Source organism: Paenarthrobacter sp. NPDC057981, from assembly GCF_042886835.1.
Classification (GTDB): Bacteria; Actinomycetota; Actinomycetes; order Actinomycetales; family Micrococcaceae; genus Arthrobacter.
Genome location: NZ_JBHVQI010000003.1, coordinates 1 through 15020, shown reverse-complemented (window position 1 = coordinate 15020; position 15020 = coordinate 1). Strand labels below are relative to the sequence as shown.

The 15020-nt window shown below is 64.3% G+C and carries 12 protein-coding genes; 8 read left to right on the top strand and 4 right to left on the bottom strand.

What is annotated here, in order from left to right; translation table 11 throughout:
• Positions 1 to 561: 561 nt before the first annotated feature.
• Positions 562 to 1053: a hypothetical protein gene (locus ACFVSI_RS04775; protein ID WP_387820242.1), complete on the top strand. Its 492-nt coding sequence runs from the start codon at positions 562 to 564 to the stop codon at positions 1051 to 1053.
• Positions 995 to 2173, top strand: coding sequence for a hypothetical protein (locus ACFVSI_RS04770; protein WP_387820240.1), 1179 nt, complete (start codon positions 995 to 997; stop codon positions 2171 to 2173). The genes ACFVSI_RS04775 and ACFVSI_RS04770 overlap by 59 nt, the downstream gene beginning before the upstream one ends.
• Before the next feature lie 118 nt (positions 2174 to 2291).
• Here ACFVSI_RS04770 and ACFVSI_RS04765 read toward each other — a convergent pair whose 3' ends face one another.
• Positions 2292 to 3632 carry an 8-oxoguanine deaminase gene (locus tag ACFVSI_RS04765; RefSeq protein ID WP_387820238.1) on the bottom strand — a complete coding sequence of 447 codons (1341 nt, stop codon included), beginning with the start codon at positions 3630 to 3632 and terminating at the stop codon, positions 2292 to 2294.
• Positions 3633 to 4054: 422 nt separating this feature from the next.
• On the opposite strand from ACFVSI_RS04765, the gene ACFVSI_RS04760 reads away from it, so the two are divergent.
• The 5 genes from ACFVSI_RS04760 (at position 4055) to ACFVSI_RS04740 (ending at position 11374) form a co-directional block, all read left to right on the top strand.
• Positions 4055 to 4549, top strand: a complete 495-nt coding sequence (locus tag ACFVSI_RS04760) for a nucleoside deaminase (RefSeq protein WP_018778860.1) — start codon at positions 4055 to 4057, stop codon at positions 4547 to 4549.
• A gap of 15 nt (positions 4550 to 4564) precedes the next feature.
• On the top strand, positions 4565 to 6136 hold the full coding sequence (locus ACFVSI_RS04755; RefSeq protein ID WP_387820236.1) for an NCS2 family permease: 1572 nt from the start codon (positions 4565 to 4567) through the stop codon (positions 6134 to 6136).
• Between the two features lie 330 nt (positions 6137 to 6466).
• Positions 6467 to 7690 carry an XdhC family protein gene (locus ACFVSI_RS04750; protein WP_387820234.1) on the top strand — a complete coding sequence of 408 codons (1224 nt, stop codon included), beginning with the start codon at positions 6467 to 6469 and terminating at the stop codon, positions 7688 to 7690.
• Positions 7681 to 8616: an FAD binding domain-containing protein gene (locus tag ACFVSI_RS04745; protein ID WP_387820232.1), complete on the top strand. Its 936-nt coding sequence runs from the start codon at positions 7681 to 7683 to the stop codon at positions 8614 to 8616. Before ACFVSI_RS04750 ends, ACFVSI_RS04745 begins: the two co-directional genes overlap by 10 nt.
• The gene (locus ACFVSI_RS04740) at positions 8606 to 11374 is read left to right on the top strand and encodes a molybdopterin-dependent oxidoreductase (RefSeq protein ID WP_387820230.1); all 2769 of its coding nucleotides are present in this window, start codon (positions 8606 to 8608) and stop codon (positions 11372 to 11374) included. Before ACFVSI_RS04745 ends, ACFVSI_RS04740 begins: the two co-directional genes overlap by 11 nt.
• A gap of 75 nt (positions 11375 to 11449) precedes the next feature.
• Here ACFVSI_RS04740 and ACFVSI_RS04735 read toward each other — a convergent pair whose 3' ends face one another.
• Both ACFVSI_RS04735 and nboR read right to left on the bottom strand, forming a co-directional pair.
• The gene (locus ACFVSI_RS04735; RefSeq protein ID WP_387820229.1) at positions 11450 to 11920 is read right to left on the bottom strand and encodes a GNAT family N-acetyltransferase; all 471 of its coding nucleotides are present in this window, start codon (positions 11918 to 11920) and stop codon (positions 11450 to 11452) included.
• Between the two features lie 19 nt (positions 11921 to 11939).
• The gene (nboR, locus tag ACFVSI_RS04730; protein WP_387820883.1) at positions 11940 to 12578 is read right to left on the bottom strand and encodes a nicotine blue oxidoreductase; all 639 of its coding nucleotides are present in this window, start codon (positions 12576 to 12578) and stop codon (positions 11940 to 11942) included.
• Between the two features lie 159 nt (positions 12579 to 12737).
• Here nboR and ACFVSI_RS04725 point away from each other — a divergent pair, with 159 nt between their 5' ends.
• Complete coding sequence (locus tag ACFVSI_RS04725; RefSeq protein WP_387820227.1) at positions 12738 to 12929, top strand: YegP family protein; 192 nt, start codon at positions 12738 to 12740, stop codon at positions 12927 to 12929.
• Positions 12930 to 13001: 72 nt separating this feature from the next.
• Here ACFVSI_RS04725 and aceE read toward each other — a convergent pair.
• Positions 13002 to 15020, bottom strand: a 2019-nt coding sequence (gene aceE / locus ACFVSI_RS04720) for a pyruvate dehydrogenase (acetyl-transferring), homodimeric type (protein WP_387820225.1), incomplete at its 5' end; no start/stop codon positions are given.

The window sequence follows — 15020 nt, the reverse complement described above, 5'->3', positions numbered from 1 at the left end:
CGCAACAGAGCCAAGGGCGGGCGACACCTGGGGAGGTGTCGCCCGCTTTGTTGTGCCTGGGTCCTTGCGCCCCCTGCCCCGCCTTCCAAATCGCGGGAAGAGTGCCAAGTCGCCGGAAGCTTCCCTGTGAAATGAACGCTTTCCGGCGATTTCGCGCGCCCGCGGTGCGCCAAGCTGGCCGGAGTTGGCAGGAACGGGCCAGCGTCACATTCCGACAGGGTGTGGTCTAGATCACGTAAGCTGGGCTGACGGCCGCCCTCCGGGTTCTTAAATGGGCCGTTGCGACCCCATTGCGGGCCGCACTTGCTGGCTCGATGGCGCCGGACATTCGTTCGCACGTGTCGTATTGCAGCAGGTCGGGCAAAGACTGACGCTCGTCATCGAGCTGTGCCGGGATGTGGATCCCGGCTGATAAACCCTGCCCTGCAGGAGACAAAGAGAGCCGGGAGTGGGGATCCGGCAACGCAGCAGCTTCGTTTGCGGCTGCTACCCAAAGGAAATCAATGTCATGAAACCCACTATTTTCACGCTCGGGGCGGTGCTCGCGTTGGCACTCGCCGGGTGTACGGACCCCGGAACGCCCCCGCCCACCGAAAGCCCCACGGCAACGTCGACGGCGACGGCGGAACCAACGGCGACCGGCTCGCCTACGGCGGAGCCCACGCCGACGGCGACGCCGACGGAGGAACCGACGGCGACCGGCTCGCCTACGGCGGAGCCCACGGCGACGGCAACGCCAACGGAGGAACCGACGTCGACCCCAACGGTCACGCCTACCGCGACCCCAACCCCAACGGAGGAACCGACATCGACCCCAACGGTCACGCCTACCGCGACCCCAACCCCAACGGAGGAACCGACGTCGACACCCACGCCAACCGCAACACCAACCCCCACGCCCACGCCCACGCCAACCGCAACACCAACCCCCACGCCCACCGCAACCCCCACGCCCACGCCCACCTCAACCCCAACCCCCGGCAACCTCAGCTCCTTGGCCCGGATCCCCTGGGATGGCGGCCCCAGCTACTGGAAGAAGTTCCCGAAAGCTGACGCCGCGGGCTGGGACGATCCAACATTCCTGCCGATCGTGGTCTGGTACGGCTCACCGGGAAGCGACGCCCAGCTGAAGTACGACAAAGCGCTCGGAATCAACACCTACGCGCAAGGCAACCCGGCAACCCCTTCTGCGGGCGTCACGGCCAACGGCATGTTTACTTTGTTCGCGCCAAATGACGCCCCCGCGGGCTGGGCCAGCCAGGTGGGGACCCTCCTGGATGATGAGGTGGACGGCCGGTTCGACACGGCATCGGGCCTGGCGCATATGCGTTCGTTGGCGGCCCAGTCCGATCCCGCCACAACGGGCCGCTTCACCTACTCAAACTGGACGTCGGGAATCCTGACCTACGACCGGTCCATGCAGTTCAGCGTTGACTACTACAACACGGCCAACGTGAACTCGGTAGATCAGTACTTTTACGCCGTACCGCAGTGCGACTGGGGAGACAACCAGCTCCGGTGGCGTACTCCCGCAGGCCAGAACCCCATCGTGACGGGAAACTGCCGGACGGCGTCGAGCTACGGCAAGATCATCTCGCTGCAGAACGAGGTCAATGCGGCCCGCGGGGTCCAGGCTCCCATCTGGGCCCTCCCGACCGTTGTCTCCACGGGCGGATCGACGGGTGGGTACAGGCAGCTCACGCCTGAGCAGACCAAAGCCCAAGTGTGGGCGAGCATCATTCACGAGGCCCGCGGAATCGTCTGGTTCAGCCAGTCGCCTGACCAGCAAAACATCAATAACTGCATCAGTGGGGACGCCTTCGCAGATGCGCGGCTCAAAGGTACCCCGTGCCTCAAGGATCAAGTGGCAGCGGTCGGGGTAGTGAACAACCAGATCAAGGAGCTCGCCCCGGTGATCAACACACAGTCGTATGTGTGGAACTTCGGTGACGGCATCGACTCCATGTTGAAGGTCAAGGATGGCTCGGCGTACGTCTTCGCCATGGGCAAGGACGGCAGCACGGGCTCCAAAACCTTCACCCTGCCTGCTGGAATCACGGGCACGCAGGTAGAAGTTGTGGGTGAGGCTCGCAGCATCCCGGTCCAGGGCGGCAAGTTCACGGATACTTTCGCGAACGAGTACACGCACCACATCTACAAGATCACGATCTAGCCGGGCCGCGTCGACGCTGGAGATCGACGCGACCCCACGCGCGAGACCGCTGGAAAGCTGCGAAAACGCCGGAACGTTCCCTGCGAAATGGGCGCGTTCCGGCGTTTTCGCGCGCAGGCTACCCAGCCACCAGCTTCCGTGCCGCCGCGGAGTGCCCGGCGATCAACCCGGCTACGTCCAGGTCGGGAATCGCCCCGTCAACCACGCGCCACGAACCGCCGATCATCACCCGGTCGGCCCGGTCTGCGCCGCACAGCAACAAAGCGGCAACGGGATCGTGGCTGCCGGAAAAGCGCAGGGAATCGAGCTTGAACAGGGCCAAATCAGCCTGCAAACCCGGTGCCAACTGACCGATATCCGAGCGCCCAAGCACCGCGGCAGACCCCCGCGTCGCCCAGCCAAGTGCGCGGGACACGGGAACGGACGCCCCGTAGCGAAGCCGCTGCAGGTACAGGGCTTGCCGGGCTTCGAGGATCATATTCGAAGCATCGTTCGACGCCGAACCATCCACCCCCAGCCCCACCGGAACGCCCGCTGCCTCAAGTTCCAGCACACGCGCGGTTCCGCTTGCGAGCCTCATGTTGGACGTCGGGCAATGCGCGACGGCGGTGCCCGCGGCTCCCAGCCTGGCGATCTCCTCGTCGTTGAAATGGATTCCATGGCCCAGCCAGGTCCGCGACCCGAGCCAGCCAACCGATTCCAGGTAGTCCACAGTCCGCAGGCCGAACATTGACCGGCAGAAGTCTTCCTCGTCGATGGTTTCGGCAAGATGGGTGTGCAGCCGGACGTCGAAGCGTTCGGCCATGACCGCGGATTCGGCCATGATTTCCTTGGTCACGGAGAACGGCGAGCACGGAGCCAGCGCGATCTGAACGGAGGCGCCGGGATCGGTCTCGTGATACGTGCGAATCAGCCGTTCGCTGTCCGCAAGGATCGCCTCAGGTGACTGGACCGTGGTCCGGGGCGGCAGCCCGCCGTCGTCCTCTCCCAAGGTCATGGAACCGCGCGTCAGGGTGGCCCGCATTCCCATGGAGCGGACGGCAGAGACCTCGATGTCGATCGCGTCTTCCATGCCATCGGGGAAGAGGTAGTGGTGGTCGGCGGCCGTGGTGCAGCCGGACAGCAGGAGCTCGGCCAGCGCAACCTTCACGGCCAGCTCCAGGCTCTTGGGGGTCAATCGCGCCCACACCGGGTAGAGGTTCTGCAGCCAGGGGAAGAGCGGAACGTCGGCCACCGGTCCCCACGCGCGGGTGAGCGTTTGGTAGAAGTGGTGATGGGTGTTGATCAGTCCCGGCAGGACCACGTGCCCTGAGGCATCGAACTCGGTGCAGGGGAGGGAAGGCCGCCCGCCCAACGGGACAAGTTCAACGATCGTTCCGTCGTCGGAGACCACCAGTCCGTTGCCGGCGTCGAGGTCGTTTGCGGTGAAGATTCCCAGCGGGTTTTTGATCCAAAGCATGCGCAGGTTCCTTGTCTGGTCGGCATGTATGCGTTCCAGCTCAGTTAGGGCCTGTCTGCTGATCCAGGCACCGGGCGCCAGAGAGGCGCCGGTCCAGAAATCGTAAAAGGCTCGACGGCGGCAGTCAACGCCTGCGGCACGGACCGCCGGTCACATTGGCGCACCAAACGGAGGTGAGGCACGCTGAATAAGTAATTTCGCATGACGAAATTAAACTTTCAAAAAACTATGGCGCGGCTCACAAACGTGGTGCTACGCTTTCAACTGCCAAAGGCGGGCACCCGGACCTCGGGAAGCTATCTACCAGGCGCAACTTAACCTTCATCGCACATGCTGAAGCCTGGTAACCAAGCTAACTGGAGCTCTTTTTGCAGCGCCCCCAACAGGTCACCCGGCTTCCACAGCACTAAGGAAGTCGCAACATGAGTACAACCGTCACGGCCGAGCAATTCCTGGCCACCTCCATTGAGCTGGCAACAGCCAATGTCCTGAACAGTGGTGGCCCTTTCGGCGCCGTCATTGTCACCGCGGACGGACGAGCCTTCGAAGGCGTCAACCGCGTCACCGCCTCGAACGATCCCACAGCACACGCAGAAGTCACGGCCATCCGTAACGCCTGCCGCGAACTCGGAACCTTCGACCTCAGCGGAGCAACCCTCTACACCAGCTGCGAGCCATGCCCCATGTGCCTGGCTTCCGCGCTGTGGGCACGCGTGGACCGCGTGTTCTTTGCCGCAGACCGTCACGACGCCGCATCCGTTGGCTTCGATGATGCTGTCTTCTACGAGTACTTCGAGAACGACAACCGGGACGCGCTGATGCCGGTAGCCAAGCTGGAACTGGGCGACCCCCAGGCTCCGGAGGCCCTCCAGCCGTTCAACACATGGAACACGCTTGATTCCAGGATTGACTACTAGGGCCCGGTGGCTGACATGACAATCCTGGATAATTCCGCTGAAAAGCAGACAGCAGCTGAAAAGCAGGCTGCGCTCTTTCCCAACGGGGAAAACAGCGCAGAGCCCACAGCAGCAAAGCACACGGCAGCCGGTCCCGCCAACGGCAACGGCCAGAAGCCGCCGAACTTCCTGGACAAGTTCTTCCAGATCACCAAACGTGGCTCAACTCTGGCCCGGGAGTTCCGAGGCGGCCTGGTCACCTTCTTCACCATGGCCTATATCGTTATCCTCAACCCCCTGATCCTGGGCGGCTTCTCCGCGGAGAATGCACCCACGGATGTTGCCGGGGGCTGGCTCTCCGCAGCCCAGGTCGGTGCCGTCACCGGCCTGACCGCTGGTGTCATGACGATCGTCTTCGGTCTGGTCGCCAACCTTCCCTTCGGACTCGCGGCCGGCCTGGGCATCAACTCGTTCCTGGCTGTCGCCGTGATCCAGGAGGTCACGTGGCCCGAAGCCATGGGTCTGGTGGTCATCAACGGCATCCTGATCGTCCTCTTCGGAGCCACGGGCGCCCGAACGGCGATCTTCAAGGCAGTACCCAAGGAACTCAAGGCTGCCATCACCGTCGGCATCGGCCTGTTTATTGCCTTCATCGGCTTCGTTGACTCCGGCTTTGTCCGTCCCACCAAGGGCGGCCCTCCAGTCCAGCTCGGCAATGATGGATCCATCACTTCCATCCCTACCCTTGTCTTCATTGTCGGATTGCTGGTCATGGGTATCCTCGTGGCACGCAAGATCCAAGGCGGCCTGCTCATCGGCATCGTCGCTACAACCGTCCTCGCCGCTGTTGCCGAGGCCGTGTTCCGGATCGGTCCCGGCACCGCGGACAACCCCGGCGGCTGGCACCTCAACACTCCGGTGCTCTCGGGCCAGTTGGTTTCCGTTCCGGACCTGAGCCTGGTGGGCCAGTTCGACCTCTTTGGTTCGTTCGCCCGGATAGGTGGCCTGGCCGCCACCATGCTGGTCTTCACCTTGGTGTTCACCAACTTCTTCGATGCCATGGGCACCATGACCGGCCTGGCCAAGAGCGCTGGCGTGGCCCACAAGGACGGCACGTTCCCCAAGCTGAAGTCGGCGTTCATCGTCGAGGGCATGGGTGCAGTGGTCGGTGGCGCAACCTCGGGCTCGTCCAACACTGTCTACATCGACTCTGCGGCAGGCATCGGTGAAGGCGCCCGCACCGGCCTGGCCTCCGTGGTCACCGGCCTTCTGTTCCTGGGGTCGATGTTCTTCACCCCGCTCACCTCCGTGGTTCCGCTTGAAGTAGCGGCGGCAGCACTGGTGGTGGTGGGCGCGATGATGATGGCGCAGATCCGCGAGATCAAGTTCACCAAGTTCGCGATCGCGCTCCCGGCTTTCCTGACCATCGTCACGATGCCGCTGACGTACTCGATCGCCAACGGGATCGGCGTCGGCTTCATCTCCTTCGCGGTGATCAACGCGGCATCGGGGAAGGCCAAGAAGGTCCATCCGCTCATGTGGGTGGTCACGGCCGGCTTCATCATCTACTTCGCCCGAGGCCCGATCAACGCCCTGATGGGGATCTGACCGGAGCCGCAACACCGGGCCGGCGGGTTTTTCCGGCACTCTGATCGGCGGTCCGCCGGACCCACCGCACGAATAGGCGTCCGTCGTCGTGGTCCCTTTCACCGGGCACGACGGCGGGCGGCGGCCGGGTGCCGACGCTCCGTCAGGGAACGGGGGCAGGGAGATGAAGCCCTTGCCCCCGTTCCTATGGAATCCCAGTTCCAATGAACTCTTATCGAATTGCCGCGACTACCCCTCAACACCCTCTGCGAATGAGAACATGGGGCAAGATCGCGCACTGCTCCGGCCGGGCCATCCCGGCCGGGACACCTGGAAAAAGGACGTGTTGCCATGCTGGATCTGATGCCCTCACTGGGCGGCTGGCGCCCTGCGGTCTCGGGCCAACGCCTGGCGGTGGCCACGATCGTGGGCAGCGGCGGCTCCGTGCCGCGGCCCCTGGGGACCTCCATGATGGTCTCTGAAAACGGCGATATCCTGGGCAGCTTGTCCGGTGGTTGCGTTGAGGGCGCCGTGGTCGAGGCTGCTTTGGAAGCCATGCGCGACGGCGGTTCGCGCCTTGAGTCCTACGGCTGCAGTGCCGAGGACGCGTTCGCCGTCGGACTTACCTGCGGGGGCGAGCTGGAAGTCCACATCCAGCCTTTCGGCGCCGGAGCGCCTGAACTTGCCGTCCTCGCCGGGGAGCGACGCCCCGCGGCCCTGATCCGCCGGCTCGATGCCGGGGGAGGGGTCATGGTGGTCGATGATCCTGTGCGCTTCCGGGCCATGGAATCCGAGGAACTGGCCCTCCTGGTGGGCGACCATCCCTCCACACTCTTCGCAGCCGCTGCCCAGGTTGAGCCGTTGCTCCAAGGTGGCCGTGCCGGCCTGGTCCGCCTGGCTCCTCCCGAGGGCTGCATTGATGGCTGGGTCACCACGGAAAGGTTGGCGGCCCCGCCCCGGGAAGAGGAAGAGCCGCAGCCCATCACGCTGTTTGTGGAAAGTCGTTTGCCGGCGGCACGCATGCTGATTTTCGGTGCAAACGACTTCGGGGCGGCATTGCTCCCGGCCGGGCAACTCCTGGGCTACAACGTCACCCTCTGCGATGCGCGGCCCGCGTTCGCTTCCCAGACCCGTTTCGCAGGCGCTGAGCAGGTGGTCACCGACTGGCCGCACCGTTACCTTGAGGCCGAGGCCGCCGCCGGTCGCCTCGATTCCCGGGCTGTAGTCTGCGTCCTCACCCACGACCCCAAATTCGACATCCCCTTGCTCAAGGCTGCCCTCCGGCTGAACCTGTCCTATGTGGGCGCCATGGGTTCACGCCGCAGCCACCGGCAACGGGTGGACGCCCTCGTCGAGGCAGGAACTCCCGCCGAGTACTTGGAACGGCTGCATTCGCCCATCGGACTGGACCTTGGTGCTGTAACTCCCGCCGAAGTAGCGGTCTCCATCACGGCCGAGATCATCGCTGAGCGGGGCTCAGGTCCCAAGACCAGCGGCTTCCCTTCCCTGAGGGACAGCACCGGCCCGATCCACCCAGCACCTCAACACCTCACCCAGGAGGACCCATGGACATGAACACCATCGAGGCCGTGGTCCCCACCACGGACCCGGCACAGTGGCGCGACGGCGATGCCTGGCTCGCCGGTGGAACGGTTCTTTTCTCCTATGGAAGCACCGTGCTCAAGCGGCTCCTGGACCTCGGGAACGCAGAATGGCCCGCCATCACTGTCACTGACGAAGGCATTGAACTTGCCGCAACCTGCACGGTGGCGGAGCTGTATTCACTGCCTGACTCTGCCGAAGTGGCTCACCGCGAGTGGCCCGGAGTGGCCTTGATCCGGCCCAGCTGCGACTCCTTTGTGGCCTCCTTCAAGATCTGGAATATGTCCACAGTGGGCGGCAACCTCTGCACGTCACTGCCGGCCGGGCCCATGATCTCGCTGTGCGCCGGTTTGGATGGTGTCGCCACCATCTTCAGCCCCGACGGCACCAGCCGCACCGTCCCGGTAGCGGACTTCGTGACCGGGGACATGGAGAACGTCCTGGCTCCGGGAGAGTTGCTTCGCAGCATCCACCTTCCTGCCGAGGCACTGTCCGCCCGAGTAGCTTTCCGTCGACTGTCCCTGAGCAACCTTGGACGCTCCGGCGTGCTCCTGACAGGCCGGCTGGACCCCGTTTTCGGCTTGGTCGTCACCGTCACCGCGTCCACCAAACGTCCGGTGCAGCTGAGGTTCGCCGCAGACCAGGTTCCCGACGCCGCCGCGTTGGCTGCCGCCGTCGAACGTTCCATCCCGCAGGCGCTGTACCACGACGACATCCACGGCCTTCCGGCATGGCGTCGGGACATGACCGTGAAGCTTGCCGAGGAGATCAGGGCGGAGCTGTTGGATGAGTCGATGACGGTGTCCGGCGATTTCTGGCCGCCGCACGCCACCTCGGCCCAGCCGTCCACGCAACCCGAAACTCCAGGCACCCAGAAGGAGGCCTCCCATGGCAATTGAGATCAACGGCGCTGCCTCGCAGGCCACACCCCGACCCGGCCAGTGCCTGCGTACCTTCCTTCGCGAGCAGGGCAACTTCGGCGTCAAGAAGGGCTGCGACGGCGGTGACTGCGGTGCGTGCACCGTGCACGTCGACGGCACGCCTGTGCACAGCTGCATCTACCCGGCTGTTCGCGCCGAGGGCAAAGCCGTCACCACCATCGAAGGCCTCGCCTCTGCTGATGGTCTGCACCCTGTGCAGGAGCAGTTCCTGGAGGCCCAGGGTTTCCAGTGCGGATTCTGCACCGCCGGCATGATGATGACCGCAGCCACGTTCGACGACGAACAACGCGCCAACCTGCCGCGAAACCTCAAGGGAAACCTGTGCCGCTGCACCGGCTACCGCTCGATTGCCGACGCCGTGTGCGGGCATGGTGGCGACCACCAGCATGGCGAGGATCAAGGCGCGGGCCAGCTCGGGGACAACGTCCCCGCACCCGCCGGTCGGGCCGTGGTCACCGGCACCGCCCGCTACTCACTCGATGTCCCGGCTGAGCAGCTCCCGGGCCTGCTGCACATGAAGCTCCTGCGTTCGCCGCACCCGCATGCTCGCATTGTGTCGATCGACAAGACCCCCGCATTGGCTGTTCCCGGCGTGGTGGCGGTGTTCACCCACGAGGACGCTCCGCAGCAGCTCTTCTCCACGGCCCAGCACGAGAACTACACGGACGATCCCGATGACACCCGCGTCTTGGACAACGTGGTTCGCTTTGTTGGGCAGCGCGTTGCCGCCGTCGTGGCCGAATCCATAGGCGCAGCGGAAGCAGGTGCCCGGGCGCTGGAAGTCCACTACGAACTCATGGAACCGGTGTTCACTCCCCAGGAGGCCATCCTTCCGGGAGCCCCCGCGATTCACGGCGGGAAGGACGGCGTGTTCTCCCGCATTTCACGGCCGTTGCAGAACGTTGTGGCGGAGGTGCATGCCGAACTGGGCAGCGTGGAGGACGGATTCGCAGCTTCCGATTTCATCCATGAGCACACGTACCAGACGCAGCGTGTGCAGCACGTGGCCATGGAAACGCATGCCTCCATCGCCTGGGTGGATGAGGACGGCCGCCTGATGGTCCGCTCGTCCACGCAGGTTCCGTTCCTGGTCAAGCGAACGTTGAGCCGCCTGTTCAATCTCGCTCCGGAATCCATCCGTGTAGTTGCCGGACGTGTGGGCGGCGGCTTTGGCGGTAAGCAGGAAGTCCTGACCGAGGACTTGGCAGCATTGGCTGCGTTGGCTCTTCGCAGGCCGGTGCAGTTGGAGTTCACCCGGACCGAGCAATTCACTGCCACCACCACGCGGCATCCATTCACCATCCACCTCAAGGCCGGGGCCAACCGTGACGGCTACCTCACTGCCCTGCAATTGAACGTCCTCACCAACACAGGTGCCTACGGAAACCACGCTCCCGGCGTGATGTTCCACGGTTGCGGTGAATCGTTGGCTGTCTATAAGTGCGTGAACAAAAAGGTGGACGCGCACGCTGTGTACACTAACACGGTTCCCGCCGGTGCTTTCCGCGGGTATGGCTTGAGCCAGATGATCTTCGCGATCGAGTCGGCCATTGATGAGCTCGCTGTCGGCATTGGCATGGATCCCCTGGAGTTCCGGCTCAAGAACATGGTCCGGCCCGGTGACCACATGCTCTCCACCACTCCCGAGCCAGAAGAGGACGTGCACTACGGAAGCTACGGCCTGGACCAATGCGTGGCGTTGGTGCGGGACGCTTTGGACCGTGGCAAGGAACGCTACCGTGCCGCCGGAATGGATGACCTCGGCCCGGAGTGGGTGGTGGGGGAGGGCTCAGCCCTGTCCATGATCGACACTGTCCCGCCCCGCGGCCACTTTGCCCACACCCGCGTAAGCCTGGAAGCGGACGGAAGGTTCGCCGTCGACGTCGGTACTGCGGAATTCGGGAACGGCACCACAACCGTGCACGCGCAGCTGGCTGCTACCGCGCTCGGGACCACTGCCTACAAGATCCTGGTGCGGCAATCGGACACCGATCTGGTGGAGCACGATACCGGAGCGTTCGGCTCGGCCGGGACCGTGGTTGCGGGCAAGGCGACGCTCGGTGCGGCGCTGGAGCTGGCAACCCGCGTCCAAACTGTCGCGGCTTCGCTCACCGGCGTTCCCCTGGCGGAGTGCCGTCTGGTGGACGGAGCTGTTGAGTGCGGGGACCGCTCGGTGCCGCTGAAGGAAATCGTCGACGCCGCCAGGCTCCAAGGCGTCCGGCTTGCCACCGATGGGAACTGGGGCGGAACGCCGCGCTCTGTCGCGTTCAACGTGCATGGTTTCCGCGTTGCTGTTAACAAGGGCACGGGCGAGCTGCGGATCCTGCAGAGCGTGCAAGCTGCTGACGCCGGGGTAGTGGTGAATCCGCGGCAGTGCCGGGGCCAGATCGAGGGCGGCATTGCACAGGCCCTCGGCGCCACACTGTATGAGGAAGTGAAAGTGGACGACGCCGGCCGGGTCACCACGGACATCCTGCGGCAGTACCACATCCCGTCGTTCGCTGACGTGCCCCGGAGCGAGGTGTATTTCGCCAAGACCAACGATTCCACCGGTCCGCTGGGCGCCAAGTCCATGAGTGAGAGCCCCTTCAACCCGGTCGCTCCCGCGCTGGCCAACGCGATCCGCAACGCCACGGGAATCCGCTTCGGCGAGCTCCCCATCGCGAGGGACAAGATCTACCTGGCCCTCCGCAACCACACCCTCATCCCCAACTGACCCAAGCAACCCAACTGACCCAACTAGGGGACAGCAAACGTCGCAATGGACGCCCATAGCGACGTTTGCTGTCCCCTACTTGGGTTGAAGGGGGAGCTCCATGAACACGCTGTTGGGGTCCAGGGTGTAGGCGGCGAAAGGAGCGCACTCCGTGAAACCGTGCTTGGCGTACAAACGCCGGGCCGGAGCGAAGTAGTCCTCGGTACCCGTTTCCAAAGCCAACCGTGAAAAGCCCCGGTTCCTGGCTTCGGCCACAATGTGCTTCAACAAGAGTGTTGCCACGCCCCTGCCGCGTGCCTCCGCGGCAGTGCGCATCGATTTCAGCTCCGCGTCGCCCGGCGCGCCGAGAACCTTCAACGCACCGCAGCCCAGCAGGACGCCGTCTTCCCGGGCCGTCCAGAACGTGATCGACTCGTGGGACAACGCCGAGTGGTCCAGGGCATGCACGCTCTCCGCGGGAGACGTGGCGAACATGTCAGCCAAGTGCTCGCTGAGGAGTGCGTGGACGTCAGGGCGTGCGGGATCGTCGGTTTCAATGCGGATCATGGACCCGAATTTACCGGGTTTACATTTCCAGCAAGTGAAGCTGGTCCTTGGTATCCAGGTCCTCGCCCGAGCACAGGTCGCTGCAGTCCACCAGATCCACCAACCCCGGATGTGCTTTGAGAAACGAGCGTGCGCCGGTATCTCCATGGGCGGCTGCTGCCGCCTGGGAGCGGAGTCCGACGTCGAAAATCACCGGGTGCCTCCGCTTCAGGCGGCCTGACTCATCAGGGTAGGCGGCTGCGGTGACCCGACCGGGATGGTGGCTGCCCAGCAGCCTGCTCACCGCCGTCGGGGTTAGTCCGGGCTGGTCCACCAAAGCGACCATGATGCTGTTGCCCGAGGCCGCGGCGTCGATGCCTGCGCGGAAGGATCCTGCCATGCCCTTGGCCCAGTCCGGGTTTTCCACCACCGTGTAGGCGCTCAGTTCCGTGCTGGTGCGGATACGGTCGGCCTCTGCCCCGAGCACCACCACGACCTCGCTGCAGCCGCCGTCGAACAGGGTGTCGGCCAGGACTTCCACCAGTGTCCGGGCGCGGTGGGGCAACATCGCTTTGGGCCCGCGGCCCAAGCGCGTGCCGGCGCCCGCGGCGAGCAGGACGCCCGTGGTGGGCGCCGTGCCGGTCTGAGTCATATCCTCACCATACGCGCGGGGGTCCATGCGGTCTCTAGCTCCCTGCTGGCTTTCCATTTGATCTACCTATATCGGTTGCAAACTACTGCTGAGTAGGGCTTTTGAGCCCGTGAAATGGCCGTTATGGTCGATGAGGAGTTATGAAGTCAGCTCGAGAACGCAACGACGCGTGAAAGAACAGGGGACATGGCGGGCACTTTCGAAATCCTCACGTCAGGGAGCAATTCATTCCGTTTCCGGCTCACAGCAGACGACGGCACAGTAGTGGCAACGTCGCCGCAATTTCCGAACCTTAAGGCAGTGGTGGCCGGCATCAACGCAGTCCGCGAAAATGCGGCGACTGGCTTCGTGGTCGATCGGCGGAACCTGGGCACCTGATGTTCCGCGTGCGCAACGAGAAGTGGCGGCAGCGTTCATGAAGAACACTGCCGCCACTGCTGTTAAGGAGACTTAGGCGTCGCCGCCTGCGCCTCCCGTGGTGCCGGCGTTCACATCCAGCAACTTGTAGCGGTCAATGGCGTACGACGGCGCGCCCTCCTCGACCTCGCCCCTCGCCGCCAGCATCTGGAGGGTTTTGGTGACGATGGAGTGGGTGTCGTTTTTGAAGTAGCGGCGGGCGGCTTGGCGGGTGTCGGAGAAGCCGAAGCCGTCTGCTCCGAGGGAGGCGAAGTCGTTGGGGATGTATTGGCGGATTTGGTCGGGGACGGCTTTCATGTAGTCGGAGACGGCGATGACGGGTCCGTGGTGGCCGGTGAGTTGTTCGGTGATGAACGGGGTTCGTGGGGGTTGGCCGGGGTTGAGGAAGGCGTGGTCGTCGGCGTCGAGTCCGTCGCGTCGGAGTTCGTTCCAGGAGGTCACGGACCAGACGGTCGCGGCGACGCCCCAGTCCTCGTTGAGGATGCGTGCGGCGTCCAGGGCCCAGGGCACGGACACGCCGGAGGCGAGGATTTGTGCGGTGGGCCGGTTGGTGTCTCCTTGGGGGGCGTCAGCGAGTTTGTAGATGCCTTTGAGGAGTCCGTTGGTGTCGAGGTTCTCGGGTTCGGCGGGTTGGGTGATGGGTTCGTTGTAGACGGTGAGGTAGAACATTGTGTTCTTATCCTCGGAGTCGTCGCCGTACATGGTTTCGAGGCCGTGGCGGATGATGTGGCCGATTTCGTAGCCGTAGGCGGGGTCGTAGGTGCGGACGGCGGGGTTGGTGGAGGCCAGGATGGGGGAGTGTCCGTCGGCGTGTTGGAGTCCTTCGCCGGTGAGGGTGGTTCGTCCTGCGGTGGCGCCGATGATGAAGCCGCGGGTCATTTGGTCGGCTGCGGCCCAGAAGGAGTCGCCGGTGCGTTGGAAGCCGAACATGGAGTAGAACACGTAGATCGGGACCAGGGGTTCGCCGTGCGTGGCGTAGGAGGTGCCGGCGGCGGTGAAGGCTGCGACGGCGCCGGCTTCGTTGATGCCGGGGTGGATCAGTTGTCCGGCGGGGGATTCTTTGTAGGCCAGGACGAGGTCGCGGTCCACGGAGAGGTAGTTCTGGCCTTTGGGGTTGTAGATTTTCGCGGTCGGGAAGAACGCGTCCATGCCGAAGGTGCGGGATTCGTCCGGGACGACCGGGACGAGGCGGTGGCCGAAGTTTTTGTCCCGCATGAGGTCTTTGAGGAGCCGGACGAAGGCCATGGTGGTCGCGGCTTGTTGTTTGCCGGAGCCGCGTTTGGCGACGTCGTAGGATTTGGCCTCGGGCAGGGTCACGGGGGTGTGGGTGCGGCGGCGTTCGGGCACGAACCCGCCAAGTTCTGCCCGGCGGTCCATGAGGTACCGGATTTCGGGGGCGTCCATGCCGGGGTGGTAGTACGGGGGCCGGTAGAGGTCCGCGTCGAGTTGTTCGTCCGTGATGGGGATGCGGAGGTGGTCACGGAAGGCTTTGAGGTCTTCCATGGTCAGTTTCTTCATCTGGTGGGTCGCGTTGCGGCCTTCGAAGTGCGGTCCGAGGCCGTAGCCCTTGACCGTTTTGGCCAGGATCACGGTGGGTTTGCCCTTGAACTCGGTCGCTGCCTTGTACGCGGCGTAGACCTTGCGGTAGTCGTGGCCGCCGCGTTTGAGGCCCCAGATCTGCTCGTCGGTCAGGTCCGCGACCATGTCTTTGGTCTGCGGGGACTTGCCGAAGAAGTGTTCCCGGACGAACCCGCCGGATTCGGCCTTGTAGGTCTGGTAGTCACCATCGGGGGTTTCGTTCATGATTTTCACCAACGCCCCGTCCTGGTCCGCTTCGAGCAGCGAGTCCCATTCCCGGCCCCAGACGACCTTGATCACGTTCCAGCCCGCGCCGCGGAAGAACGCCTCGAGTTCCTGCATGATCTTGCCGTTGCCGCGCACCGGGCCGTCCAGGCGCTGGAGGTTGCAGTTGATCACGAAGTTCAGGTTGTCCAGGTTCTCGTTCGCGGCGAGCTGGAGCAGGCCACGGGATTCGGGCTCGTCCATTTCCCC